The 25105-nt window shown below is 45.2% G+C and carries 26 protein-coding genes and 1 pseudogene; 5 read left to right on the top strand and 22 right to left on the bottom strand.

What is annotated here, in order from left to right; all coding sequences use genetic code 11:
* Positions 1–147: 147 nt before the first annotated feature.
* The gene (locus tag AAFP11_RS02390) at positions 148–531 is read right to left on the bottom strand and encodes a hypothetical protein (protein ID WP_341735576.1); all 384 of its coding nucleotides are present in this window, start codon (positions 529–531) and stop codon (positions 148–150) included.
* Positions 532–662: 131 nt separating this feature from the next.
* Between AAFP11_RS02390 and AAFP11_RS02385 the strand changes: the two genes are divergently transcribed.
* On the top strand, positions 663–1346 hold the full coding sequence (locus AAFP11_RS02385; protein WP_340523388.1) for a response regulator transcription factor: 684 nt from the start codon (positions 663–665) through the stop codon (positions 1344–1346).
* A complete protein-coding gene (locus AAFP11_RS02380; protein ID WP_341735575.1) occupies positions 1343–2920 on the top strand; it encodes an ATP-binding protein in 1578 nt (525 codons plus the stop codon). The genes AAFP11_RS02385 and AAFP11_RS02380 overlap by 4 nt, the downstream gene beginning before the upstream one ends.
* An 82-nt stretch (positions 2921–3002) precedes the next feature.
* On the opposite strand, the gene AAFP11_RS02375 is transcribed toward AAFP11_RS02380, so the two are convergent.
* A complete protein-coding gene (locus AAFP11_RS02375; RefSeq protein ID WP_341735574.1) occupies positions 3003–4403 on the bottom strand; it encodes an LCP family protein in 1401 nt (466 codons plus the stop codon).
* A gap of 105 nt (positions 4404–4508) precedes the next feature.
* Positions 4509–4883 (bottom strand): hypothetical protein, encoded by a 375-nt coding sequence (locus tag AAFP11_RS02370; RefSeq protein WP_341735573.1) that lies wholly within the window; start codon positions 4881–4883, stop codon positions 4509–4511.
* Between the two features lie 119 nt (positions 4884–5002).
* Here AAFP11_RS02370 and rpe point away from each other — a divergent pair, with 119 nt between their 5' ends.
* The gene (gene rpe / locus AAFP11_RS02365) at positions 5003–5704 is read left to right on the top strand and encodes a ribulose-phosphate 3-epimerase (RefSeq protein ID WP_340523381.1); all 702 of its coding nucleotides are present in this window, start codon (positions 5003–5005) and stop codon (positions 5702–5704) included.
* A gap of 233 nt (positions 5705–5937) precedes the next feature.
* On the opposite strand, the gene AAFP11_RS02360 is transcribed toward rpe, so the two are convergent.
* From AAFP11_RS02360 to AAFP11_RS02295, 14 genes and pseudogenes are all read right to left on the bottom strand, one after another.
* Positions 5938–6288: an after-VIT domain-containing protein gene (locus tag AAFP11_RS02360; protein ID WP_341735572.1), complete on the bottom strand. Its 351-nt coding sequence runs from the start codon at positions 6286–6288 to the stop codon at positions 5938–5940.
* Positions 6289–6537: 249 nt separating this feature from the next.
* Positions 6538–6852: pseudogene (locus tag AAFP11_RS02355) on the bottom strand (VWA domain-containing protein); the annotation flags it as partial.
* Positions 6853–7178: 326 nt separating this feature from the next.
* Positions 7179–7376 carry a hypothetical protein gene (locus AAFP11_RS02350; RefSeq protein WP_340523377.1) on the bottom strand — a complete coding sequence of 66 codons (198 nt, stop codon included), beginning with the start codon at positions 7374–7376 and terminating at the stop codon, positions 7179–7181.
* A gap of 331 nt (positions 7377–7707) precedes the next feature.
* Positions 7708–8685 (bottom strand): MBL fold metallo-hydrolase, encoded by a 978-nt coding sequence (locus tag AAFP11_RS02345; RefSeq protein ID WP_341735571.1) that lies wholly within the window; start codon positions 8683–8685, stop codon positions 7708–7710.
* Positions 8686–8950: 265 nt separating this feature from the next.
* Entirely contained in the window at positions 8951–10108 is a 1158-nt protein-coding gene (locus AAFP11_RS02340) for a choice-of-anchor Q domain-containing protein (protein WP_341735570.1), read from the bottom strand.
* A 69-nt stretch (positions 10109–10177) separates the two neighbouring features.
* A complete protein-coding gene (locus AAFP11_RS02335) occupies positions 10178–10696 on the bottom strand; it encodes a hypothetical protein (protein ID WP_341735569.1) in 519 nt (172 codons plus the stop codon).
* A 207-nt stretch (positions 10697–10903) separates the two neighbouring features.
* Positions 10904–11227 carry a YnfA family protein gene (locus tag AAFP11_RS02330; protein ID WP_341735568.1) on the bottom strand — a complete coding sequence of 108 codons (324 nt, stop codon included), beginning with the start codon at positions 11225–11227 and terminating at the stop codon, positions 10904–10906.
* Positions 11224–11625 (bottom strand): P-II family nitrogen regulator, encoded by a 402-nt coding sequence (locus AAFP11_RS02325; RefSeq protein ID WP_341735567.1) that lies wholly within the window; start codon positions 11623–11625, stop codon positions 11224–11226. The genes AAFP11_RS02330 and AAFP11_RS02325 overlap by 4 nt, the downstream gene beginning before the upstream one ends.
* 13 nt (positions 11626–11638) lie before the next feature.
* Positions 11639–13204, bottom strand: coding sequence for an APC family permease (locus AAFP11_RS02320; RefSeq protein WP_341735566.1), 1566 nt, complete (start codon positions 13202–13204; stop codon positions 11639–11641).
* A gap of 318 nt (positions 13205–13522) precedes the next feature.
* Positions 13523–14305, bottom strand: coding sequence for a DsbA family protein (locus tag AAFP11_RS02315; RefSeq protein WP_341735565.1), 783 nt, complete (start codon positions 14303–14305; stop codon positions 13523–13525).
* A gap of 269 nt (positions 14306–14574) precedes the next feature.
* The gene (locus tag AAFP11_RS02310) at positions 14575–15087 is read right to left on the bottom strand and encodes a hypothetical protein (protein ID WP_341735564.1); all 513 of its coding nucleotides are present in this window, start codon (positions 15085–15087) and stop codon (positions 14575–14577) included.
* Between the two features lie 112 nt (positions 15088–15199).
* Positions 15200–15643 carry a hypothetical protein gene (locus AAFP11_RS02305; protein WP_341735563.1) on the bottom strand — a complete coding sequence of 148 codons (444 nt, stop codon included), beginning with the start codon at positions 15641–15643 and terminating at the stop codon, positions 15200–15202.
* Positions 15644–15720: 77 nt separating this feature from the next.
* Positions 15721–15909, bottom strand: coding sequence for a CsbD family protein (locus AAFP11_RS02300; protein ID WP_341735562.1), 189 nt, complete (start codon positions 15907–15909; stop codon positions 15721–15723).
* A 318-nt stretch (positions 15910–16227) separates the two neighbouring features.
* Positions 16228–16431 carry a hypothetical protein gene (locus tag AAFP11_RS02295; RefSeq protein WP_341735561.1) on the bottom strand — a complete coding sequence of 68 codons (204 nt, stop codon included), beginning with the start codon at positions 16429–16431 and terminating at the stop codon, positions 16228–16230.
* 314 nt (positions 16432–16745) lie between these two features.
* On the opposite strand from AAFP11_RS02295, the gene urtA reads away from it, so the two are divergent.
* Positions 16746–19655, top strand: coding sequence for an urea ABC transporter substrate-binding protein (gene urtA, locus AAFP11_RS02290; protein WP_341735560.1), 2910 nt, complete (start codon positions 16746–16748; stop codon positions 19653–19655).
* Positions 19656–19884: 229 nt separating this feature from the next.
* On the opposite strand, the gene AAFP11_RS02285 is transcribed toward urtA, so the two are convergent.
* Complete coding sequence (locus AAFP11_RS02285) at positions 19885–20358, bottom strand: hypothetical protein (protein WP_341735559.1); 474 nt, start codon at positions 20356–20358, stop codon at positions 19885–19887.
* 199 nt (positions 20359–20557) lie between these two features.
* On the opposite strand from AAFP11_RS02285, the gene uvrB reads away from it, so the two are divergent.
* Positions 20558–22570 (top strand): excinuclease ABC subunit UvrB, encoded by a 2013-nt coding sequence (gene uvrB / locus AAFP11_RS02280; protein WP_341735558.1) that lies wholly within the window; start codon positions 20558–20560, stop codon positions 22568–22570.
* Between the two features lie 111 nt (positions 22571–22681).
* On the opposite strand, the gene AAFP11_RS02275 is transcribed toward uvrB, so the two are convergent.
* From AAFP11_RS02275 to AAFP11_RS02260, 4 genes are all read right to left on the bottom strand, one after another.
* Positions 22682–23059: a type II toxin-antitoxin system PemK/MazF family toxin gene (locus AAFP11_RS02275; RefSeq protein WP_341735557.1), complete on the bottom strand. Its 378-nt coding sequence runs from the start codon at positions 23057–23059 to the stop codon at positions 22682–22684.
* Complete coding sequence (locus AAFP11_RS02270; RefSeq protein ID WP_341735556.1) at positions 23052–23465, bottom strand: hypothetical protein; 414 nt, start codon at positions 23463–23465, stop codon at positions 23052–23054. The genes AAFP11_RS02275 and AAFP11_RS02270 overlap by 8 nt, the downstream gene beginning before the upstream one ends.
* Before the next feature lie 93 nt (positions 23466–23558).
* Positions 23559–23870: a hypothetical protein gene (locus AAFP11_RS02265; RefSeq protein WP_341735555.1), complete on the bottom strand. Its 312-nt coding sequence runs from the start codon at positions 23868–23870 to the stop codon at positions 23559–23561.
* Between the two features lie 587 nt (positions 23871–24457).
* Complete coding sequence (locus AAFP11_RS02260; RefSeq protein WP_341735554.1) at positions 24458–24985, bottom strand: hypothetical protein; 528 nt, start codon at positions 24983–24985, stop codon at positions 24458–24460.
* Positions 24986–25105: the final 120 nt, after the last annotated feature.

Here is a 25105-nt window from a genome sequence, read left to right as displayed (position 1 = left end):
TTGTAAGGCTACAGAAATTGATTCTCGATCGCCCTTTGCTTTAGTCGATACAATCATTAAGCTGGTTGAAGATGACATTTATCCCTGTGCTAGGATTACAGTTTTGTAATCTGGAGAAATTAGCGTTTTTCTGAATTTTGGGATAAATTACGATCGCGGGAGTGGACGCGGTGGAATGCCCAAAATTTGAATCAACTGTGCTTCGCTGACTCCCAATTTTTTCGCTGCACCGGGAATATCTAAAGGAGGAGGGGGCTGTGGACAGGGCGGCCGATTTTGGTCACTTGGTGGTTCGGGCGGTTTGGGGGGTAGCCCCAATGCTTCGATTAACTTGGCTTCGGTGACTCCTAATTGTTTGGCCGCAGCAGCAAAATCTATACGGGGCGGATGTCTGCGCTCTTGACTTGGTTCTGGTGCGCTCTGGGCTAGTAGAGTATTAGAAGAACTAGCTGTAGTCCAGGGGAAAGTCAAGCTGCTAAATCCCAGCACCAAGGCTGTAGCAGGTAATGCGAGTAGTGAAGCAATTTTCATGATATTTACGAAAATATTGACAGCAACATTAAACTCCTGAAACATTACCTGCAACTCTGCGGATAGATTACAATTTTGTAATTTAATTAAATAAATAATCGCGCTATAATCGCAACCTGATCGGTAAATCTATGAATGTTTTATATGTTGAAGATGAAGCAAAAATCGCCAATTTTGTTTGTATTGGTTTGAAAGAACAAGGCTTTGTCGTGGATTATTGCGATAATGGTAATGATGGCTACGATCGCGCGATGGATAATCAGTACGATGCGATCGTCCTGGATATTGTTTTACCGGGAAAAGATGGATTATCTATTCTGAAACTTCTGCGAAAGGCTGGACGCAATGTACCTGTGATTTTATTAACGGCTCGCAATGAACTAGACGATCGCATTGAAGGGTTACATCTCGGTGCTGATGACTATTTGGCGAAACCTTTTTTTGTAGAAGAGTTAGTTGCTCGGATTTATGCTGTGGTGCGACGGGCTTCTGGCGATCGCCAAAATATTCTCAGTGTCGGCCCAGTTAAGCTCGATCGCATTCTCCGAGAAGTTACCTGCGATTCTCATGCGGTAGAACTTACTACCCGTGAGTTTAATCTGTTGGAATATCTGATGCGATCGCCCGGTAGGGTACTCACTCGCACGCAAATCCTCGAACATATCTGGGGCTATGATTTTAATCCGAATACGAATGTGGTAGATGTCTGTATTCAACGCATTCGCAAGAAAATTGAACCTATCGGCGGTACGGGATGGGTTGAGAGCGTGCGGGGCGTTGGCTATCGGTTTCGCAAACCAACTTCCCCATCATGAAACTGCAATCTTTTCGCTTTCGGATTACTCTATTCTCGGCTGTTCTGGCTAGTGTGGCTCTGATTGGCTTTAGTATTGTTTCGTGGTGGTTGATTTATGATGCTAAGGTGAAACGTCTTGATGCTGAAATCAAGAATCAGTTAATCCAATCTACCCGTCCCGCATCAACCCAATGGGATAATTATGCTAATTCTTTGCCATTATTTTTGGGGATGAATGGCAAAACAACTGTGGCTTTGCTCGTGAATGACAGAGATGGTAATTTGCTCTACAAATCGACTCAGTGGCAAGATGGAATTGATGCTGATTCACTCTGGCGATCGCTTCCCCAACCTCCTCCCGATCCTGTTAGAATACCTTTTGAATTAGCACCTCCCCCTCCACCTCTCAATGGAATTGATTCATTGTTACCGAGAGAAAGAAGGCCTCCGCGCGATCGACCTCCTGAATTCGATCGCCCCGCTTCATTCTCTCCCAGAGAAAGAAGACCTCCGCGCGATGGGCCTCCTGAATTAGATAGACCTGATTTTCCTCAAGTTTTGGAGGCGAAGCTAGCAACAAGCCGTACTAGCAAGACTATTTGGCGTGTAGGCGCAATTCATTCTCCTCAGACTCAAATAGCGATCGCCGTTAACTTACAGGCGATCGATCTAGAAATGACATCGATTGGTAATATCTTTCTGATATCAATTCCTGTAGTTCTTTTACTCGTAGCCGGTGGAGCTTGGGTGATATCGCGGAGTATTTTGTATCCCATTGGGCGACTAACTACGGCAATCCGAAATGTTACTGTACAAGGACTAGATCGTCGCGTGCCCCTCGGTTCAACGGATATAGAGTTTGTAGAGTTAATTTCTGTGTTCAATCAAATGCTGGAACGTCTGGAACGGAGTTTTCAGCAAGCTTCTCGATTTAGTGGAGATGCTGCTCATGAATTAAAGACACCGCTGGCAATTTTGCAAGGTCAACTAGAACTGGCTTTGCATCAAGCCCAAGAGGAGTCAGAGATGCAACAAACTCTCAGTAAGTTATTGGATGAAGTGCGCCGACTGAGTGAAATTACCCGTAAACTTTTACTACTTTCCCTAGCCGATGCCGGACGGATGAGTTTAAATTGGGTTGAGGTGAATCTGTCTATTTTGTTAGCTGAAATTGCTGAAGATATGGAACTTTTAGCACCAGATTTAGAAGTACAAATGGCAATTGCTCCTAATTTATATATCAAGGGCGATCGCGATTTGCTGGTGCAGGTTTTGCAAAATCTGGTTGGTAATGCGATTAAATATAATTTGCCAGAGGGTTGGCTCAGGTTACAGGCTAACTGTCTGGGAAAAACAGTAATTGTGAAAATTGTCAATAGTTCTCAAGATATTTCTTTGAGTGAGGGCGATCGGATTTTCGATCGCTTCCATCGTGGCGACTCTAGTCAAACCCAAAAAATTGCAGGTTCGGGATTGGGACTAAGCTTAGCACGGGAAATAGCCAGGGCCCACGGTGGCGATATTAAGCTAGATGCTGCCATAGTTGGTCAAACAGGATTCACCCTTAGTTTACCTGTGGGCGATCGTGATTAATACCCTTGGCCGTTCCTATCTAGGCCGGATGTAGTAAAAAGGACACAGCACTGCTGTGTCCCTACAAATACCATGTTTAAAACTATCGGCTTGAGTGAGACTTTTTACTCAACCAATCCTTGCCCAATCTGATAGTCACATCCGATTGCAAAGAACCGGTACTCTCAACCAAAACATCCCCAAAACCCACAGACTGGCGAATCGCTTCCGCACCTTTAACATCCCCATCTTGAGCCACAAAAGTAGTGACATCCAAGGGTTCTGGCCAATCTTTATAAACCTGAACATTCCGATAGCCGGCGCGAGTCAAAGTCTTGACAAAATCTGCAACAGCAGCATCATCGCCGGTACTATCTTGAATCGCCACTTTCAGAAAAGTCGGATCAGCATTCTCGATTTTCCAAGTATTTTGACCGAAGTCAAAATGTTCGGCCACCATAGTTTCGATCGCATTTTGATCGGGCAACCAGTAACTAGCCTTGTAATCCTTGGCATCGCTGAACTTACCGGGAACCATCAACATTTGCACGCTAGAGCGATCGGTTTTTGTCGCAAAACCAGCCAAAGCCACTAATTCCTCAACACTCAAATTTGTGTCAATATGAGATTGAATTACTGACAAAATTTTGGGCAATCGAGAAAGCAGACCGACATTAACTTCCTGTTCCACAAAAGCGCGCATCAACAATTGTTGGCGCTGCACTCTACCGATATCCCCCAAATTGTCGTGGCGATAAAGCAAATAGTGGACGATTTGTTCGCCGTTTAGCTTCTGCTTACCAGCCTTTAAATCTATATATAAATGCTGGCTTTCATCGGTATATTTCATGTCTTTAGGGACATTAATTGTCAGGCCACCAAGGGCATCGACTAAGCTTTTGATGCCTTGAATATTGACGGTGACATAGCGGTCAATTCCCACACCGCCCAGGAGTCCACTAACCGATTTGGCTGAGGAAGCCGGACCGCCATAGTAATTAGCTTCGTTGATTTTCACCTCCCCTCTACCTTCAACATAGGTGCGGGTATCTCGCGGAATAGAAAGTACGCTTAACTTTTGATTTTGAGGGTCGAACCTAACCAGCAACATGGTGTCAGTTAACCCTTTAAAAGAGTTTTGCCACACATCGTATCCCTGTTCCTTGTCGGGATGGCCGTCAAGGTCGGAACTCAGAACCTTAAGTCCTAAAACTAAAATATTTACTGGGCGAGTGAGCTCTGGCATTTTCATGCTCAGCTTGGCCATATCCCCTTGAGAAAACACCGCCGCTTCTTCTGGGGTCAACTTCTGTTGCTGAAGCGGGGTTGTGGACAGAGAAACGGCTAGCAGTGCTCCGGCTGTGGCTGAGAGCATGGCGACTCCAGCTAAACCAAAACCAAATCCCAGCCAACGGCCTCGATGAGGCGGGGCAGATTTTCTGGTTGAGGGATTGGTGGCTGGTTGTTTGGTAGGGTCTTGATTAGGAGTTTTTTGAGCTGGCACTGGCTTCCTCACACACAATAAGAATAAAAAAAGATAATGGCAATTTGTAGTATCAACCTGAAGAGGCAATCAATCAATACGGTAAGGGCGGAAAATAACCCTAAATTATGATAGATGTTTGCCGACCAATTTTTCGGCTACGTGGCTAATGCCGGGGAGCCAGAGTGGTTGGCGTCTCCAAAGGCGAAACATCAGACTGAGGCTGATGATGAAATAGCTGGTTGTCAACAGGCTACTCATTAATAACATGGGAAGTGTCCAAGATTCCGCAGAAATGGCTCCTGCTTCTAAAAAAATATGCCCTAACAGCCAACTTAAAGCCAGGGCAATGGCTAAACGGCTGACGGCTTTGTGTTCGGGGCTGCCCTGGTGGCGGTAAAGTTTCCACAGGGCAGGAAAAAAGCCGATGACGGGGATGAGTAGTACAAACAGACTTACTCGATCGAGTTCAGGATTTTCTAAGGGATCTCTGTTTTTCATATTTTTAGCAACATTCGCAACTTAAAACTCAAAACAGCCAACTCAAAATTCCTCAGCCCCCAGACCCACATTTTGATAAACTGGATACAGCCAAGGAGACAGGAGAACAGACGAAAGCCATGACCAAATCCCAAAAACCGATAGTTATTGCTCCATCCATATTATCAGCAGATTTTAGCCGTCTTGGAGATGAGATTCAGGCGATCGACAAAGCTGGGGCTGACTGGATTCACGTAGATGTGATGGATGGTCGCTTTGTTCCTAATATTACGATCGGACCGCTGATTGTAGAAGCAATTCGCCCCGTGACTAAGAAACCTCTGGATGTCCACTTGATGATTGTGGAACCAGAAAAGTATGTTGAGGACTTTGCTAAGGCTGGTGCTGACATTATTTCCGTTCACGCCGAACACAATGCTTCGCCTCACTTGCACCGCACTCTCGGTCAAATTCGGGAATTGGGCAAAATGGCTGGTGTGGTTCTGAATCCTTCGACTCCTTTGGAGTTGATTGAGTACGTGCTGGAACTTTGCGATTTGGTGCTGATTATGAGCGTCAATCCGGGTTTTGGCGGCCAAAGTTTTATTCCGACTGTGTTGCCAAAAATTCGCCAGTTGCGCCAAATGTGCGATGAAAGAGGTCTCGATCCTTGGATTGAGGTGGATGGCGGTTTGAAGGTGGACAATACTTGGCAGGTTTTGGAAGCGGGCGCAAATGCTGTTGTCGCCGGTTCTGCTGTGTTTAAGGCGAAGGATTATGCAGGGGCGATCGAGGGTATCCGCAACAGTAAGCGCCCGACTCCTGAGTTGGCCGCTGTTTAATTCCAAAATGCGATCGTGTCCGTGAAGTTACCCATAAAAAAAGTGGTTTGCAATCAGGACTAATAGTCATGATTAAAAAATGGAAGAGCAAATTCTTCCATTTTTTTTGTGGGCGATCGATTAATATCGTTGACCGTTGCATCGGAATGATTTAACCTTACTAGAACACAGAGAACACAGAGAGAAATGAATAATTCCGATGAAGAGAGGAATTGATATAAAATTATGCTGTTTTACGATCGCACCCGCAATGTCAGGCGTACTGTATCCCCAATAGAGTGAGGAATACGCCAGCTAAAGAGCCATTTTTTAATTGTTTTGAGCAACTCCACATCCGCCAAAGTCGAAGCATCAGCATCCACAACTATTCGGCTGGCGCGCATTTTATCGAAGACAATTTCTAACACCAATTCGCCGTTTGTACCGGGCGGCACAGTCAGAGTTGCCAAGTGTTCGTTTAAACTATCGATCGCCTCTTCATCCAATCCCGTAGCGCTAACCACTTCTACGGGTGATGTACGGCGCGCCTTGGACGGTGCGATCTCTTCGATCTCTTCACAAACCATCTCCGCTTCGCTGCTCAATGATATCGTTTCCGGCTGCATCGGAATGATTTAACCGCAGAGAACACAGAGGACACAGAGGGAGAGAATAGAGATCTGAATCATTCAGATGCTACCGGATTTGATATGAGATGCCACGTTCAAATACTGCCGCTCCTCCTAGGGGGGCAAGAAATGAGCCAAAATTTCCACCACCTTTTAGGAAAGTTCGATTCACGGGTTTAACAACTAGGCTTGCAAATACGCCCTCATATTCCACCGCTTCCGGCGTTGTTTTGACAGTTGCCGCACTTTGTCGGAAAAATCCAGAATCGAGAAAGTATCTCCTGGATTCAGCCCGTTAATAAATTGCCGCAACAATGCCTGACATTGCTGCAAAGGCGCTCCCGATTGCGAACCAGAAGTATCGACTAAAAATACGACATCTTTTGGCACAATTTCATCAGTTTTGTACTCGATCTGCGGCATCAAATAAACTGCAAAATGTCCACCGCGATCGTCCGCTTGAGTTAATACCGTCGATTGAGTTTTTAAACCCGCAATTTGATAGCGAACAATCAAATCTTTGTTGGGAATTGTATCTGCATTTCCCAACAGGTAGTCCTCCCTAGGTGAATAACAGTTGACAGTGGACACTTGACGGTTGGATTAAGGGAATTATATGAAATCCGGTAGCATCGTAATTATTCATCTCTCTTATCTCCCTCTGTCTTCTCTGCGTTCTAGTAAGGTTAAATCATTCTGATGCAACGGTCAACGATATCAACATTATTTTCTATTTTTTGTCCTATTTTTTGCGATTTCAATCAGGTGTGGTTCTGTGCCATCGAAGGGGCGATCGTAGCAGATAACCTCTGTATTATTCCCGCAAGCAGAATTAACTTTCAAATTGCCAGTTGATAGGTTGCCAATCAAATCCACCCCGATCGCGCCTGTCTTTCCTGATACCCCGCGATAGCTGCCGCACGCCCTCGCGCAATTTCTCCCTCCAAAAAAGCTGCTTTCAATAACGCAAAACTTCCTGGCAAGAGCGATCGCTGCTTTATCGCGATCGCCACATTCGCTTCAATTCGATTTAAGAGTTGCGTGGGTTCCAAAAGCTCTGTCATGAAATCAATCTGATCAATGCAAGTTTCTAGAAAAAACTCGCAAAACTGGACTAATCCCGCCATTCTGAAAAAATGTTTTTATATTATAGGTTACAGCTTTTATTAAGCTAACTTTTTGCCGATCTTTTTGCCTATCTTTAATGACGTTCCTGGAGTGGGCAACCAATTAAGGGCGCATTTTGCAGAGCCATGATGTAGCGACAATTACGCTAAGGGGCTTACTTTAGTTGTTACGAAAAAGGATCGTGTAGAGCATTTTGAGGTGGAGCGACAACCAACAATTGAGGATTTTGGAAAACTGTTTAAAAAACCTGAATTGTTAACAGCAGAATTAACTTTCAAATTGCCAGTTGACAGGTTGCCAATCAAATCCACCCCGATCGCGATCGCGCAAATATCCAATGCCGGGATAAGGAAAATGATAGGCAAACATTAACGTGCGATCGCGCGCAATTTTTTCCAGTACCGCTTGGCGAGTTGTGACCGCCATCTCGCGATCGGCATCAAAAATCGGTTTCCAGCTTGGATTCCACAGGTTAATTGTATTAGTATGAACCGTATCGGCCGTATGTACCATCACCGCATTCCCCGATGCAATTCTAATCGCAACGTGACCGGGTGTATGACCGTAGGCAGGAATGGCTGTAAATCCCGGCAAAAACTCTTGGTTAACATCAAATTGAGTAACGCGATCGCGAATCAAACCTAACTGAGTTTTAGCAATCTCAATCATCTGCTTTTTCATCTCGGCCGGCCCCCCAAACTTGGGTAAATCCACCGAACTCCCAGTCCAAAAATTCCACTCTTGTTTGCCGATAAAATACCGGGCATTAGGAAATGTTAACCCACTTTTGCCATTCAAACCACCCACATGATCGCCATGGGCGTGGGTCAAAATCACCGCAGTAATATCGCTCGGTTTAATCAGTGCCTGCTGCAAGTTGTCGATTAACTTGCCCACTGTTGCTCCATTCAACAAGCCACTGCCTGTATCGATTAAAACTTTGTTCTGTCCGGTATCCACCAACAGAACATTACAATCTAGGGTGAGCTTTTCCCCTTGAAAACCTTGCTGCAACACCCGATTAAACTCTTCTGGTGCGGCATTGCTAGCAAAGATTGCTGCGGGAACGCTCAATGTTCCATCGCTAATCGAAATCAGGTTGAAGTTTCCCAACTTAAATCGATAGATGCCAGTATTGCGGGGCATCATGGGTCGAGCAGTTTGTGCCCATAAATTGCCGGTGATAGGTAGAGCGAAAGAGGTGGCGATCGCTCCTGTGAGAAAAGTTCGACGAGAAATAGGCATAGTTACAAATACTCTCGTTCGAGTCAAGGATGGTACTAATTTTGACCGAATATTACCTCATAATACTACTTTGTTGATGTTATTTTACAATATTTAACATTTATCAATAAAATCGTTAATTTTTAACAACACATTGCAGGATATTTTGCCCGATCGCCGCGTGTTTGGGATTATCGACCAGCCCTGAATCTATCTGTGTCCTCTGTGTCCTCTGTGGTTTAATAATTCCGATACAACCGAAATGGAGATCCCTTGATTCAACTACTTACAGGATTGCAAAATCCGTAGCATTAATCAGTCCTGTGGACACATTGGTGAGAGTAGCTAACAATTGACCGGAACTGGTAACTCGGATTAAAGTAGAATTATTTTCTACATTAATGCTCAATTGCGAAAAACTTAAACCGCCAATTAAGCCGATCGCATCCCTGCCACTTTGAAAGTCTAAAATAGTCTCGCGGCCGTTGTCGATACCTAAGATAAATCGATCGCTCCCAGTACCTCCAATTAAAGTATCATTCCCCTCATCTCCAAACAGCCAATTGTCCCCAGCACCGCCCAGTAAACTGTCTTCATCCTTACCGCCGTTAATCGAGTCATTGGCTGTAATTGTCACCGTAGCATTGCCGCTGGCTGGTGCGATCGTATAATTCCCATTTACCAAATTCAGTCGCAGCGTCTCTGCCAACTCCGGTATTGCGTCATCCACCGGGGTGAGAATCACATCCACAAAGCTCTGTCCGTTGGGAATAGTGACGGGAAAGGTACTACTCAGATTGTAGTCAGCGGCAATGGCGGTGCTGCTGGCATCAATGGCAAGATTCACCGTCAAATTACCGACTGTGCTAGCACTGCGACTGATGCGGAAAGTGCCTGCATCAATAGGAGTTTCCGAGGCAGAATTATCTAGTGCGGTGATGCTGACAGTCTGCTGTAGTTCCACAGCGCCGATGTCAACATTGCTACCAGAAACCCTGGTTAAGTTACGCTGATCCGTGGTAAGTGCGATCGCGCTGTTACCCCTGTCGATCGCGGGACTACCTAGATTCGGTGCGTGAGTTTGCGTGGGGCCACCGTTATTTGCCAGTGCTCCGAGATTCGGATTAATGGGAGTGCCAGCAGTGCCTACTTGGTCGCCATTAACACCATTCGTGAAACCAGTACCAGCACCACTATTTCCAATTAAGTTATTGCCCTGACTGGTAAATGTACCGTCTACATCGGGGTTTAAAGGGGCCGTGTTGCCAGCAATGATGGTGTTGCGGACATTTGCCACATTAGTGTTGAAAATACCGCCGCCTTGATTCGTGGCAGTATTGAGAGTCAGAGTGCTGCTGCTGAGATTGAGAGTGCCACCATTTCTGATTGCGCCAAAGTTGGCTGCGGTGTTGGCAGAAAACGTACTGTTAGTAATGGTTGCCACACCATCGTTCCTGATCGCACCAGCATTTTGTGTAGCTCGATTGCCGTTAAAGGTACGCAGGGATAAAGTTTAGACGATCGATTTTGCGAGTAAGTATTTAGCCCGATCGACCTCTTGTCCGCTTCCTTCGACGATTAGTAAAATGCTGCCCTGAGAAATCTGCTGCTGATAGGCTTTAGCTTGCTCTGAAGTCAGCCCCAATCCAATTAAAGCCCCCATCAATCCGCCCGCAGCCGTGCCAATGCCACCGCTCAACAGCGTAAAGCCGATCGCCCCAGACAACATGACTTGACCCACCCCTGGAAGCGCCAGGAGTCCCATTCCCAACATCAGCCCGGTAGCACCGCCAAGCCAATTGCCCAGAAACATTCCTTTCTTGAGTCCAGTTGCAGTCCCTGCGATCGCCCCCAACGAGTCACAGGGAAGATTTAAAGAATTTTGTCCTTCCTCGCAGCTAGGCCCCAGCAAGAACACCTGCGCCAATGGAAAGCCTGAAAAAACAAGACAATCGAGGGCTTGTCCGGCGTCTTCACGGCTAGAAAACGTTCCCAGGACTTGTCGCTGCTGGCTCAATATCGTATTAAACATGGCTAGATGCTAATAATTTAGTTTTTTCTGTATCTTTCACTACTATTTTACATATTTTTGGAAAAAAGCAACCATGAAAAAATCTGATTGTTAGCAAAAATTGACAAAAAAGAGTCCGCAGGCTTAAGTTACCAGCGGGCTCTTAGTCTGCGGAGGCAGACTTCCTAGGACAAGAAGCGGTTTCAACCGCCGAATGATGCTAAGTAACTAACGGCGAGGTGCGTACATAATCACCAAAACACCAAGTAAAGCAATCCATCCTCCGAGTAAATCGTATTTATCAGGAGCAACGCGATCGACAATCCAGCCCCACAGAATCGACAGCACAATAAAAACACCACCGTAAGCTGCATACGCCCGCCCAAAAGTAGCCGGTTGTAGCGTTGGAACCACCCCGTAAACTCCCAAAATAACCACCCCAATTACAGCTAACCAAGGGCTTTTACCTTCCCGCAACCACAGCCAAAACAAATAGCCACCGCCAATTTCGCAAACTCCAGCTACTACAAAAAGCAACAAAGATTGAATCATTTATTTTTGCGCGAATCGCTCAGCGTTGCAGGTTCTTCGATTGTCAAAGCAGCTTCATTTTCTTCGCCGGTGCGAATGCGAATTGCTCGGCTTACCGGAATGACAAACAATTTACCATCTCCAACCGTTCCTGTTTTCGCCGCTGCCACAATTGTATCGACAACCGCATCGACTATATCATCGTTCACGACAATTTCAATTCTGACTTTAGGAAGAAAGTCAACCGTAAAAGGTTTGCCTTCCATATCTAGCAACCCCAAAAAAGCCAGGGGTCTGCCTTTTTGTCGCCCAAATCCTTTCGCACCGGTGACAGTCATTCCCTGAATGCCCAGTTTGACTAAAGCTTCCTTGACGGAATCCAATTTACCAGGCTGGATAATGGCAAGAACTAATTGCATAGATTTTAAGTACCTATCTAGATTTAGAAGAAGGGACACCATCGCGCATAGGATGATTCAGATCCGATGGCAAAAACAGGGGTTTGCCTTTGATTAAGCTGTCTCCAATCAGGTAAGCAAATCCTCCAACAAAGAAGGCGATCGAAATCCCGATCGCAGTCAGAGAATTTGTTTTGGCACTACCCACTCCAGTCAAACCGTAGTAGAAAATGCCACAAACCATGAGTAAATTCATGACTAAACCCAAAATAGGAATCACCACAGTTTTGATTGGGTTGTGTTCCTCATCTAGCAAATGCTCTAGAGTAGCAACTAGCGTCACTCCGCAGGTAATTCCGTAGAGCATAAACGTGCCGATGTTAGAAACTAAGGTAACAATCGTGACGTTATCCACACTCTGCACTGCATAAGCACCAATCAAAGCCGAGAGTCCACTCAGAAAGTAAATCCCGATATGAGGCGTGTTGTAGCGCCCGTGTAAAAAGCCGAATACGGACGGCAATTCGCGATCGCTCCCCATGGCATAACTAATCCGAACACCCGTTGACAGCGACGATAGCGCCGTCCCGATCAATGCCATGACGACTGTGCTGGCGATCGTCACTTGCAGCAGAAATCCGTTGCCAAACAGCAGCGTATCCCCCAAAATTTTCGCTATATCGCCGATCGGCGCACCGGAGGATAATGCTGCTGCAAATCCTGTCACAGTTTTGCCGTCAACAGTTGCAGTGTATTGGTCGCCGATAAAAAAATTAGCAGCGAAATACTCAAAAAAATAGCATATACAAGCCTGAATAAATAAAGAGAGAATTACACCACGAGGAATATCACGCTGAGGATTAATAGCTTCACCGGCCATCGCTGTTGCCGATTCAAATCCCACCAGTAAAAGAATAGCGATCGTCGCCTGATAAATCAATCCCGATAAATCGTGAGGAACCACAACGCTCAAGGCATTTGCGTGTTCGTAATTCACATTTGGATGACCCAATCGGTAAACAATCATCAACAATCCCAGGAAGGTGAGAGAGCTAATTTGGACAATGTTGATGATGATATTAATCAGCGTCGAACCGGTAACGCCCATGAGCGCAACACTGCCCACCAGCCCCGTGAAGATAAAGCAAATTAAGGCTTTGCTGAACCAATCCCCTGCAAAATCCGGGTTAAACAACTGGCCGATGTAAACGACCAGGGTTCCCATGAAGCTAATCATAATTCCGGGATACACCCAGTAATACAAGTGTGCTGCCCAGCCTGTGACAAACTTTGCCAAACGCGCCAAACGAAAGTGTTTGTGTTCTTCTTTTGCTAAGATTGCTGCTTCGGCATAGTAGTAGGAACTGCCCGCACCAGCTTCTGGGTAAGCTTTAGAAAGAGTTGCATAACAACTTGCGGTTAGTAGGGCGATCGCAGTTGCTAGGGCGATCGCGGCCCACATATTTTTAGCCGAATCCGGCGGGGCTTGCAATTGATAAGTCGTCCACAGAAAAGCGCCCGGTGCAATCAACGCCATCGCGTTAATCGTAATTCCTATCAGTCCAAGAGTAGGCTTGAGTTGTCCATTGGAGTCTGTCATGGAATTTTGATTTTAGTATTGATCCCGCCTGTAACGGGGCTTGTGACCAAATTACTTTCGGTCATTTCGAGCTGTTACATCGGTCATAGTTTGCATATAAACCCTATATTTAAGGTTAAAAATGTATAAATCTGTATCTTATAATACATGAAGTCGCTAAAAGTCCCGTTTGATTTCGCTATAAGCTGTTATTGTCTATGGTTGAGATGAAATATGGACTCGTTTGTTTATTGTTCCCAGGTTGGAGCCTGGGAACGCATCTTGAAAGGCTCTGCTGTGAGATTGGCACCCGAAAGTTTACCCCTTCCCCTTGTCTGACTATTTGGAGATACTAGCGAGAATGCTTTCCATTTCAGCAAGCTCGATCGCCCCTGAGAAGGTTTTGCCGTTCATGATAAAGAATGGAGTGCCTTCTATACCCAACTTTTGAGCTAGTTGCACGTCTTTCCCAATGGCGGCTTCGGCGGCGGGACTGTTGCGATCGCTGTTGAATTTATCTAATTTCAGATTGAGTTTTTGGGCGATAGATCCGTACAATTCCTCACCTAACTGTTTTTGTCCCTCAAACAAAGCATTGTAATATTCCCAGAATTTACCCTGCTGTTGGGCAGCCCAGGCTGCTTTAGCTGCTGGTAGGGCTTGAGGGTGAATGGAAGTCAAGGGAAAATGTTTGTAGGCTAAAGTAACTTTGTCCTGGTGTTTTGCCATAAACTGCTTGACAGTATCGTGAGCGCGGGCGCAAAACGGACATTGAAAATCGGAAAATTCTAACAGTACAATCTGTTGCGAGGTGGCACCGGTACTGGGAGAATCGCCGATGGCAGATTTAGGAGTAGTTTTCATCTCCTGCAAAAATGACTGCTGCGCTGCTTTGAGAGTCTCTTGCTGTTGTTGCTGATATGCTTGTACCGATTCCAAAATTGCTTGCGGGTTTTCGCGGATGATTTGCAAGACTTGCTCTTTTAACTTGGGATCGACTGGATTACCACCGGCTGACTGGGCGGGGGAACAACCGATGAATACGAGGCAAACTGCTAACAGTACACTAAAGCCCAGGGCTTGCTGGTGGCGGAGTTTTCGCCAAATAGAGGATATCTTCATCTTTTTTTTTGCTAATTCACGGCAAGACTTAATCCTACATTGCGAATTGGGAATTGAGCAGGGGGCATCGGGAATTGGGCATTGGGGATTGGGAATTGGGGATTGGGAATTGGGCATGGGGAATTGGGCATCTTCGGCTCAAAGCATTGCTTTTAGTAACACGAATTAAGGGGTAGAATTTGGTGATTTTGGTATAAAATATTAAAGGGCGATCGCACTGACGATCGCCCTTTATTGGCTTTAACTTTTAGGCTTGTTTGAAAACCAGACTATTTGCGGTTGTTGAGCCACTTAGCAGCAACTATTCCCAAAATACCAGCCACCACTGGATTTCCTAAAAACTTCATCAAACTAGGTTGTTCGGCTAACACTTCTCGGAAAATATCCGGGTGATTGTGATAGGTAAACGAGGCTAATTTGGTAACATCGTCAGCATTCATCCGGCTAGCGTGGTGAGTAGAAAGCCCTAGCTGTTGTTCCAAGGTGCGATCGTTCAATCCTCTCTTGCTCAATTGCTTGAAAAATTCCCGCGCCACGTCATCCCGTTCGTTTGGTTTAATTTGGGCGATCGCTTTTTGCAATTCCGGTTCCAATTGCGCCGGCGGCAACGAGTCGTGATTCAGAGAATTACCAAATAATTGTTTCCGCTCAGCCGGCGAAGTTCGTTGAGCAAAATCGTCAAAATTTTCGTATTCTTCCCCGGATGTTTCTGGCATCATTTCTCGATCGCCACTTGCCAAATCGCTCATGATTTGACGTTTGTAATTATCGCTGGTACTCATCGTGTTTTTTTCCCATCTAGACAACATCTGTGTCTCACGTAGAGACTTTTTTGCCAATAATTAGCGGTAGATTAAACTACAGATTGGCGAGATTTGTAACTGACTAATTCGGTCAAGACTTGTATTCTATTTGATTTGATTGCTGGTCATACTTGGCAGTCAAAATCAGTTTTTTATCTGGCGCATACACCAAGACACTTACATCTTGATTAGGAAAATTCTTGTGAAAACCTTGTGCTAAAGATTTCGCCAAATCCTTGACTTCTGTAGGGCGGACTTGGGGGGTAATCACAACTCCCAGCTTGTTGTTGTCGCGCACATAAGCATCTTGAACCAGTCCCTTAGCCGTCTTTGTTACCCATTGACCAAAATCTTGACCTGCTGCGGTATTCCCCTGTTCTAGCTGCGCGTAATTACCCTGACTGCCACCAATGGCTACAGGTGTATTCATCGGTTTTTGAGCTGAAACGCTTGGGGTGCAAGCTGTGGTAAAACTGAGCACTAAAACCAAGAGTAGTCCAACAATTATTTTGCGACTTTGCTCAAATAAACTCACTTTTTTTTCCTCCTATTTAAAACAATTTTGAAGAGTTGAAAGGGTCTGAGATTGAGACCCTTTCACCAAACCAAATGTTACGCTTTGTCTATTACGTCTTTGACGGCATCTTTTGCGTCTTCGACTGCATGGCTGGTTTCAGCTTGTTTTTGCTTGGCTTTGCCTTCAGCTTTATCCTTGGGATCGCCAGTAACATTGCCAATAGTTTCTTGAGCTGCACCTTCGATGTTTTTGGCAGTTGCCTTGGCTCTATCTTCAATACTCATTGGTTTCTCCTTGTCTGTATTTAGCTTTACAGTTTCTACTTAAATTAATAATATTGATTGACTCTCTTATTTGCACTCCCTCTGTAGGTAGAAAGAAGTCCATCGATTTTTTTTGATGTTTGATGGGAAAATTGAGGGAGGATGAATTTCCTGAAAATTCTCCTTCTAAATTTTGCACTCAAAAATAGGTGCGAGCAAGATACTCTCTTGCCCACACCTTCTGGCTTATTCCTGCTTGCTAACGCGGTTGCCGATCGCTTCGACTTCGTGACAGGATAAACCCACTCCTTGCACCTTCTGCCTGCTGCCTGCCTCATGCTATGTATGGTGAGGACATTCTTCATCGATTTTGTGCTGCATTTCTTCTTTCAACTGTTCCACAGCACGCATCGTGTTAGCATTGTCTTGTTTCTGTTGCCCAAGGGCTTTTTCGCTTTGCTCGGCGAGTAATTCCTGTTTGGATTTAGGTAAACTGACTTTGTTACTGGTGGCTGTCACGGTTGCATTTTCTTCAATATTCATTAGCCTTCATCCTTTTGTTTGACACAAATATTTTAAATGTGTTTAGATGCAATCTAAGCATAGATTAATACTAAGAGAAGTAAGGGTTATGTCTATCTGTCTGAAGGGAGATTGCGGCAAAGGTTTGAGGGCGAGTGGCACTTGACCGTCCCTGGGGCAAAATACCAGCTAGTTACAGATCGAGATGCTGTACCAATTGCAAAGTTTTGTTAAGCTAGGGTTAAACAATTTAGAAAAGAACAGTTAGCATTCCCCGATCGACGGTCCCAGATAGAACTAAAATTTATAAGTTAGTAAAAAGTATGTAAAACCCTATGGGAGCAAGGAGCAGTAATCCCTTGAAAGCAGCCGCCACCGATCGCCAGCCAATAAAAATAGGCGTGTTGCATTCGCTGACGGGCACCATGTCTGTCAGCGGAATTTCAGTTAAAGATGCGACGCTGCTAGCTGTTGAGGAAATTAATGCCAGCGGAGGAGTGCTCGGACACCCAGTGGAAGCAGTTATCGCAGATGGCGCAAGCGATTTGCAAACTTTTGCTCAAAAAGCTAAGCAATTACTCCTAGAAGAACGGGTGGCGGTAGTATTTGGATGCTGGACTTCTGCCAGTCGCAAAGCGGTACTTCCAGTGTTCGAGGAGTTCAATGGGTTGCTGTTTTATCCGTTACAGTACGAAGGACTCGAACAGTCTCGGCACATTTTCTACACTGGTGCTGCTCCCAATCAACAGATTGTACCTGGGGTGGATTACTTGCTGGGACTGTCGAAGCGGAAAATTTTTCTCCTGGGTTCGGATTATATTTTTCCGCGCACGGCAAATCAGATTGTGAAAGCTCAACTGGCGGCACTCTCCGGGGTGTTGGTGGGGGAAGTTTATCTGCCACTGGGTTCGAGGAATGTTGATGAGGCGATCGCCCATATTCTAGCAGTAAAACCCGATGCCATTCTGAACACTCTCAACGGCGATAGCAATGTGGCTTTTTTCCAAAAGCTGCGGGAAGCGGGAGTGACGGCGGATCAGTTGCCGGTGATGTCGGTAAGTGTAGCAGAGGAAGAAGTACGGGCGATCGGACCTGAAAACATTGCGGGCCATTTGGTAGTTTGGAACTATTTTCAAACAGTCGATACACCAGAAAATCGTGAATTTGTGAAAGCCTATAAAGAAAAATATGGGCAAGATCGAGTGACAGATGACCCCATCGAAGCTGCTTATTTGAGCGTTTATCTGTGGAAAAAAGCAGTAGAAAAAGCGGGTTCGATAGAAGTAACAAAAGTGAGGGATGCTGCTAAAAATATTGAGTTTGCCGCACCCTCCGGCATGGTGAAAATAGATGCCAAAACGCAGCATACCTGGAAAACAGTGCGCATTGGGAAGGTGAGGTTAGATGGTCAAATTGATGAGATCTGGAATTCTGGCGCATCGGTGAGTCCCGATCCTTTCCTCAAAAATTATCCTTGGGCGGCAGCACTGGTTTCCAAGCAGATATCGGTGGGAACTCGCGCTTCTTTGATCGGGCTGTTTACGATCTTGGTATTGATAACTTGGATGGCTGTGGGCATCGGGTGGAGCGGTATTACGGAGATGCAAAACAATGTGCTGGCGATTAAATCAGTTTCAGTGGCAGGGGGAGTTTCTGACGAAGTAATGACGGTGCTAGTGCAGCAGACTTTGGGGGTGGTGAGCCGCACTCAGCGTTGGCTGATCGGGGCTTGGATTTTGAGTTCGATCGCCGGCGTAGTTGCTTTGGTGTCGGTTTCGGCACTGATTAGGAAGATTGGCTGGCTGCGAAAAACTGCGTCCATGATTGCCAGCGGTGATTTGACGGCTCGATCGCCGATTATTTCTAATGACGCGATCGGCGTGCTATCTTCTACTCTCAATACAATGGCACAGCAAATTAGCAGTTTGCTCAACGGCTTGGAAGTCCGTAGCCAACAGCTAGAGGAACGTAGCCGGGAATTAGAAATCGCTAAGGACGCTGCCGAAGCCGCCAACCGGGCTAAAAGTACATTTTTGGCAAATATGACCCACGAATTGCGAACACCTTTAAATGCGATTCTCGGCTATAGTGAGTTGCTGCAAGAAGAGGCTCAGGAACTAGGCGAAGAAGATTTTGTGATGGATTTAGCCAGCATTAATATAGCAGGCAAGCAGTTGCTAGGTATTATTAGCGACATCCTGGATATTTCTAAAATTGAGGCGGGAAAGATGACTCTGTTTTTGGAGACTTTCTTGGTGTCAAATGTGGTGGAAGAAGTGGTAACTACTGTTAAACCCCTGGCGCTGAAAAATAGTAATACTCTGGTGGTGGATTGCCCGCCCAATCTGGGTACGATGCGGGCTGATTCTGCCAAAGTGCGGCAAGCGCTGCTGAATTTGGCTAGTAATGCTGCTAAGTTTACTAATCGTGGTCAAATTACGATTAGTGTTTGGAAGGAAGAAATGGCGGTTTTTCCTTGTCAAAATTCCGAGGAAAAACTCAATGTTGAGTCTAGGTTTCACCCGCAGTCGATCGTGTTTCAAGTCAGGGATACAGGCATTGGTATGACTGAGGATCAGATGATGAATCTGTTCGGGGCTTTTTCCCAAGCGGATGACTCTACTACTCGCAAGTACGGCGGTACTGGTTTGGGGCTAATCATTAGCAAGAAGTTTTGCCAGATGATGGGCGGTGATATTACTGTTGAGAGCGAGTTTCAAAGCGGTTCTACTTTTACTATCCGGTTGCCGGTGGTAGTTAAAATCGAAACAGAAGCTGGGGGCGATCGAGAATTAGAAAATGAGTCTGATTTATATTCGGAAATAGATGTAGTAGAAGACGAAAACACGGAAGAAGTGAGAGCGGCTATTTCCCTAGAACCAAATTCTACAGTGCTGGTAATTGACGACGATCCAGACACACGGGATTTAATGACTCGCTGCTTGTCCAAACAGGGTTTTCAAGTGCATTCCTCCGCTAGCGGTGAAGGGGGGCTGCTGTTAGCTAAGGAGTTGCGGCCCGATGCGATTACTCTGGACGTAATGATGCCAAGCATGGATGGCTGGACGGTACTTTCTGCTTTGAAAGCAGACCCTGATTTGGCTGATATTCCGGTGATTATGATGACTTTTTTGGACGACAAAAATCAGGGTTTTAAGTTGGGGGCTGCGGAGTATTTGAGGAAGCCTTTTGATTACAAACGTTTTGCAGCTTTGTTGAATAAATATCAGCAACCAGCAAGTTAGTTGACTGTTGACTGTTGACTGTTGGCAATTGTTATATTAAATCCGGTTACACCGAAATAATATAGAGGAGACGGCTTTTGGAGTGTCCCTACCCAGATCAACTGTAGGGAAACGGCACTGCCGTCTCCTGGCTGTGAGTAATATTAATAATTCCGATGATACCGGATTTGATATAACTCATAAGCACTGTCAACAGTCAACGGACAACAGTCAACTGTCAACTAATAACTTAATCTAAAAATCCCATTAAAGTAGAGCTATCGTCAATGTCATTGGAGGCAATGGGGCGATTTCCACCCATGGTGGAGTAAACTTCATCAATGTGAAGAGTGCTGACACCCACAGGCCGCGCACCGGACATACTGAACATTTCACTGACTTGCATCGTGCTAGAGCCGATCGGGCGTCTCCCCAAGGTAGCGACTACTTCCAAGTCACTGGCTTCTACCGGGCGGTTGCCGACTATGCCGTAGGTTTCGCTGATGTGTAGGGTGCTAGTGCCGATCGGGCGATGTCCCGATATCGAGACGATCTCGCTTACCGTAAAATCATTTGGACCGATCGGGCGATTGGGCAAGCCAGCAGGGAGATAGAGTTGAATTCCTGTTGCGTTGGCATCGCTGGCTACTGTCGCTTCGCTTTTGGAAGCTGCTTTACCACGACGGGCGATCGCATTACCTTTACCTTTGGGGCTGAGAGTCATAATTTTTTCCTGTTGAATTATTGGGCTTTTGATTGCTGGGTTCGGAAAGCGTCGGACTGGGACAACTGCTTTTCTAGGCTTTCTGCTTTCTATTTTGGTCAATGTTAAAATAGTATTATAAACTCTAACAAGTTTCTCAACTAAATTGCAAATTAATTGCATTTTTGTTAATATTTATTAGTAATAGCTACATTTTCCTATGGTAACTGCGGCAGCATCTTTTGAATTACAAGCGCCCTTTGAGCCTACAGGCGACCAACCGGTAGCGATCGCCCAACTGGTCAAAAGCATCCAAGCAGGCGATCGATTTCAAACCTTACTCGGCGCCACAGGTACGGGCAAAACCTTTTCAATTGCGGCGGTTATTGAAAAGATCGGCAGACCCACATTAGTGCTCGCCCACAACAAAACCCTTGCAGCCCAACTGTGCAACGAACTGCGTAATTTTTTCCCCAACAATGCAGTCGAATATTTTGTTAGTTATTACGACTATTATCAACCGGAAGCATACATCGCCGTCAGCGATACTTACATTGAGAAAACGGCGGCAATTAATGAAGAAATTGATATGCTGCGACACTCTGCCACGCGATCGCTCTTTGAACGCCGCGATGTCATAGTTGTAGCCTCCATTAGCTGCATCTACGGTTTGGGAATGCCCGCCGAATACCTGAAAGCAGCCATCCCCTTGCGAGTAGGAATGGAAGTCGATCAGCGGCAAATCTTGCGAGATTTGGTTAATGTCCAATACAGCCGAAATGACATCGACTTAGGTAGAGGCAAATTTCGCGTCAAAGGCGATGTTTTGGAAATTGGCCCCGCCTACGAAGATCGAATTATTCGCGTTGAATTATTCGGCGACGAAATCGATGCCATTCGCTACGTTGACCCGGTGACAGGTAAAATAATTCAAAATGTCGAAGCTTTAAATATTTATCCAGCGCGCCACTTTGTTACCCCAAAAGAGAGATTAGAATCAGCTTGTACCGCAATTGAACAAGAACTAGAAGCGCGGCTGGAAGAATTAGAAAAAAATGGTAAACTATTAGAAGCACAGCGACAAGAACAGCGCACTCGCTATGATTTGGAAATGCTACGCGAGGTAGGATACTGTAACGGAGTCGAGAATTATTCTCGCCATTTAGCAGGCAGAAATGCCGGGGAACCGCCAGAATGTTTGATTAATTATTTCCCTAAAGATTGGATGTTAGTTATCGATGAATCCCACGTTACAGTACCGCAAATTCGGGGAATGTACAACGGCGATCAAGCGCGCAAAAAAACATTAATCGAACATGGTTTTCGTTTGCCGAGTGCTGCGGACAATCGCCCTTTGAAAGCAGAGGAATTCTGGGAAAAAGCCAATCAGTGCATTTTTGTATCTGCAACGCCTGGGGATTGGGAAATCGAGATTTCTGGCGGCAGAGTTGCTGAACAGGTAATCAGACCGACGGCAGTGGTCGATCCGACGATATTTGTGCGTCCGACTGCTGGACAAATTGATGATTTGTTGGGTGAAATCAATGAGAGAGTTCGTCTGAATGAGCGAGTTTTGGTGACGACTCTGACGAAGCGGATGGCGGAAGATTTAACGGAATATTTGCAGGAGAGGGCGATTCGAGTCCGGTATTTACACTCAGAAATCCAGTCGATTCAACGCATTGAAATTATCCAAGATTTGCAGGATGGAAAGTTTGATGTATTGATTGGGGTGAACTTGTTGCGGGAAGGTTTGGATTTGCCGGAGGTGTCTCTGGTGGTGATTTTGGATGCGGATAAGGAGGGGTTTTTGCGATCGGGACGTTCTTTGATTCAAACTATTGGGCGGGCGGCGCGCCATATTCAGGGACAGGCGATTTTGTATGCGGATAATTTGACGGATAGTATGGTTAGGGCGATCGATGAAACCGATCGCCGTCGGGGCATCCAGTTGGCGTATAATAAGATGCACGGGATTACGCCGCAGCCGATCGCCAAAAAGCGATCGAGTAATGCGATTTTGGCGTTTTTGGATGTGTCGCGGAAGCTGAATTCTCAGCAGTTGGAGGAGGTTTACGAACAGGTGAATGACTTATCTTTGGATGAGATTCCTCAGTTGATTGGGCGGTTGGAAGGGCAGATGAAGGAGGCGGCGAAGAAGTTGGAGTTTGAGGAGGCTGGTAAATTGCGCGATCGAATTAAGCATTTGCGGGATAAGTTATTGGGACATTAAACCCGGCGGTTGAAACCGCGTCTACACTAACAAAACCCGCCTGCGCGGGTTGAAGATTGGGCGGAGATTGTGCGATCGCATTAAGCATCTGCGCGATAAACTGTTAGGTCATTAAGGAATAATTGAAAAATTGAATAGAGCTTTCAGTCCATCTGCGATCGGCTGATACTCTTCATGGGTTAAAGTGCCAAGATAGCGCGATACTCGTCGCATATCTACAGCACGTATTTGATCCAGCAATACTGTCGAGTCGGAAATGAGATTTCCCACTCCTGCCGGAAGACTTGGGTATAAGATGGGATTTTGTGCAGCCCAATTTCCTGATTGTCTGGTTATCGGCACAACAATTACCAGCGGAAAACGTATCGCACCTGTTTGACTGGGTATCCCGACTACTAAAGCAGGACGTTTTCCTTGCTGTTCGTGAAATGGAGGTATTTGAGGGGCGAAATCAACCAGTACAATATCCCGGAGGGTTATATTAGACACTGGATTTTTCGACCCCTTCTTCTTCAACAATAACGCAGCCTACCCCAGGTAGATAGCGCACGGCTTTACCAAGTGTCATGGGGTCTACATCTCCCCAATCATAGGGTGGAATTTCACCTTCTAGGTAAAGTTCGCGCCAAGTTGAGTTTTCCAACTCTTCGTCAGAAATATAAGGGAAAAGTATGAGCACTTCTCCAATACCGACAGGAAAACCATTGAGTTTGCTCAAGCCATCGATTACGGTAGCTAGAAGGGATAAGTCTATCTGGTGCAGATTTTCGGCTTTTTGGATCAGTTGGTAGATGGTTTCAGGATTGACTGTTTCGGGGATTACTTCTACCAAGCTGTCAGGGGTGAAACCTCGACTCTTAAGGTATTCAGCTAGTTGCAAACGAATTGTACTCATAGTTTTTCTGAGTAAAAATTTTTAGGCTAAAGTGCGATCGCCTTTTTCCATTATCCTATTTTTAGGGATGGATGGAAAGGGCGATCGTACTTTCTATGAGATTCCTAGTCTTTCGGGTGAATATTCCCGTTCCAAGGAGTCGGCTTTTGATAAACCATTGTTATCCCAGGAATCTGACTCATACTCCCATCCACGGTTTTTATCTTTCCGATCCTCATCCTCAGAGTGTAAGCGTTCTAAGGTAGTCACTCTGTCTTTGAGTTTTTGCAGATCGCGCTGAATGTCCGATGATGTATGCTCTTGACTGTTTTGGTGCGACCCATAAACCATACGGGCTATCTCGAAACCATGAGGATGAGCGAGCAGCTTTTCGAGTAGCGATCGCGCGTGATTTTGTGGTATCATTGTTTTGCATAAATTAAATAACATCCAGAATCCTGAGAACGGCTTAATGCAGTTCAATGCTACCGTTCTAGAATTCGTGGTTTGAATAGAGCGTCCCTAACACCTCCAAGTAGTAAGGACGTTCTTTATTTATTATTAGCACATTAGCTGGCTAGTAGTCAATCAAAAATTTGTGGATAAATTACCCTTTCTTTTTTCTTTATCCTGTGTTACCAGTACAGCAAAACGGGATATAGAAAAACGAAACAGGATAGGAAATGAGATAGTAATTGAATGTGAGGTATTAATTAACTTAATTAAGAATTGAAACTGCAAAGCGGTATTTAGCGTTAAATCCTGCATAGCCACAATTAACCTAAATCCCGATTAGGGATTGAAACAGCTTTATTCTCTGTCAAAAGCGCAACTGGTTGCGTTTTTGAGTGGCAATTAACCTAAATCTCTATTAGGGATTGAAACCGATACATTTAGCAAGATGTGGGACGGAACTTTTAAAAATGCAATTAACCTAAATATTTATTAGGGATTGAAACTTGTCCGTCATTATATTAAAAAAGGCTGATCGCCCAAAACACCACCCAAACCAACTACTTACTCAATACCGCAGCATCGGTACTGCTAGCAAAAGCCGGACGAATAAACTCCTCCTTCTCTTCCAACGTGATGTAACCCTTATCTACAGCTAGCTGCATCACTTCCTGAAGAAAACCTCTCAGCACATCTAATACGTGAGTGCGATCGAACTCAAAAACCTTTTCCCAGCCAGAAACTCCAAACTTGCTCAAAGTACAGCTAATGCGATCGTCCGTGGGTACTAACTTGATACTTAGCGTACAACTTTCAGCAAAATCTATTTCTATTGGCTTACCTTGTGACAGTTTTCTAATTTGTTCAGGCAGAGTATCGTCCAAAATCATACAAATATCAGGGTCTAAAAATACCTGTATTTTCTCATCACCTATTTCTATTGATACTTTATGGTCGTATTCAAAACAAAAACGCCGGATAGCCATTTCAAAATGACTAAGTTCTCCCAATGGATCTTCAGGAGGAGCGGCGTAATTTTCTAAAAAACGTTCTCCTAATTTAAAATGAAAGTTTTGACTGTTATTCATACTCGCTCCTCCTATTTAATTATGAAAAATTTGAAATATTTACTACAGGATAACCATACTTAAGTGTGCCATCAGGATTTCTTTTTAATGGATTCAATTTAAATGCGTAGCAGCTTACAA

Source organism: Microcoleus sp. CAWBG640 (genome assembly GCF_020883015.1).
GTDB lineage: Bacteria > Cyanobacteriota > Cyanobacteriia > Cyanobacteriales > Microcoleaceae > Microcoleus > Microcoleus anatoxicus.
The sequence above is the reverse complement of the archived record's forward strand: the minus strand, read 5'-3'. Positions and strand labels throughout refer to the sequence as shown.

Bases quoted from the DNA above. Each gene is read 5' to 3' on its own strand.
- urtA (WP_341735560.1), top strand. From the start codon at position 16,746: ATGGGAGCAAGGAGCAGTAATCCCTTGAAAGCAGCCGCCACCGATCGC.
- AAFP11_RS02270 (WP_341735556.1), bottom strand. From the start codon at position 23,465: ATGAGTACAATTCGTTTGCAACTAGCTGAATACCTTAAGAGTCGAGGT.
- AAFP11_RS02285 (WP_341735559.1), bottom strand. From the start codon at position 20,358: ATGACTCTCAGCCCCAAAGGTAAAGGTAATGCGATCGCCCGTCGTGGT.
- AAFP11_RS02380 (WP_341735575.1), top strand. From the start codon at position 1,343: ATGAAACTGCAATCTTTTCGCTTTCGGATTACTCTATTCTCGGCTGTT.
- AAFP11_RS02345 (WP_341735571.1), bottom strand. From the start codon at position 8,685: ATGCCTATTTCTCGTCGAACTTTTCTCACAGGAGCGATCGCCACCTCT.
- AAFP11_RS02300 (WP_341735562.1), bottom strand. From the start codon at position 15,909: ATGAGTATTGAAGATAGAGCCAAGGCAACTGCCAAAAACATCGAAGGT.
- AAFP11_RS02310 (WP_341735564.1), bottom strand. From the start codon at position 15,087: ATGAGTACCAGCGATAATTACAAACGTCAAATCATGAGCGATTTGGCA.
- AAFP11_RS02335 (WP_341735569.1), bottom strand. From the start codon at position 10,696: ATGTTTAATACGATATTGAGCCAGCAGCGACAAGTCCTGGGAACGTTT.
- AAFP11_RS02390 (WP_341735576.1), bottom strand. From the start codon at position 531: ATGAAAATTGCTTCACTACTCGCATTACCTGCTACAGCCTTGGTGCTG.
- AAFP11_RS02350 (WP_340523377.1), bottom strand. From the start codon at position 7,376: ATGACAGAGCTTTTGGAACCCACGCAACTCTTAAATCGAATTGAAGCG.
- AAFP11_RS02260 (WP_341735554.1), bottom strand. From the start codon at position 24,985: ATGAATAACAGTCAAAACTTTCATTTTAAATTAGGAGAACGTTTTTTA.
- AAFP11_RS02295 (WP_341735561.1), bottom strand. From the start codon at position 16,431: ATGAATATTGAAGAAAATGCAACCGTGACAGCCACCAGTAACAAAGTC.
- AAFP11_RS02385 (WP_340523388.1), top strand. From the start codon at position 663: ATGAATGTTTTATATGTTGAAGATGAAGCAAAAATCGCCAATTTTGTT.
- AAFP11_RS02315 (WP_341735565.1), bottom strand. From the start codon at position 14,305: ATGAAGATATCCTCTATTTGGCGAAAACTCCGCCACCAGCAAGCCCTG.
- AAFP11_RS02330 (WP_341735568.1), bottom strand. From the start codon at position 11,227: ATGATTCAATCTTTGTTGCTTTTTGTAGTAGCTGGAGTTTGCGAAATT.
- AAFP11_RS02325 (WP_341735567.1), bottom strand. From the start codon at position 11,625: ATGCAATTAGTTCTTGCCATTATCCAGCCTGGTAAATTGGATTCCGTC.
- AAFP11_RS02320 (WP_341735566.1), bottom strand. From the start codon at position 13,204: ATGACAGACTCCAATGGACAACTCAAGCCTACTCTTGGACTGATAGGA.
- AAFP11_RS02265 (WP_341735555.1), bottom strand. From the start codon at position 23,870: ATGATACCACAAAATCACGCGCGATCGCTACTCGAAAAGCTGCTCGCT.
- uvrB (WP_341735558.1), top strand. From the start codon at position 20,558: ATGGTAACTGCGGCAGCATCTTTTGAATTACAAGCGCCCTTTGAGCCT.
- rpe (WP_340523381.1), top strand. From the start codon at position 5,003: ATGACCAAATCCCAAAAACCGATAGTTATTGCTCCATCCATATTATCA.
- AAFP11_RS02370 (WP_341735573.1), bottom strand. From the start codon at position 4,883: ATGAAAAACAGAGATCCCTTAGAAAATCCTGAACTCGATCGAGTAAGT.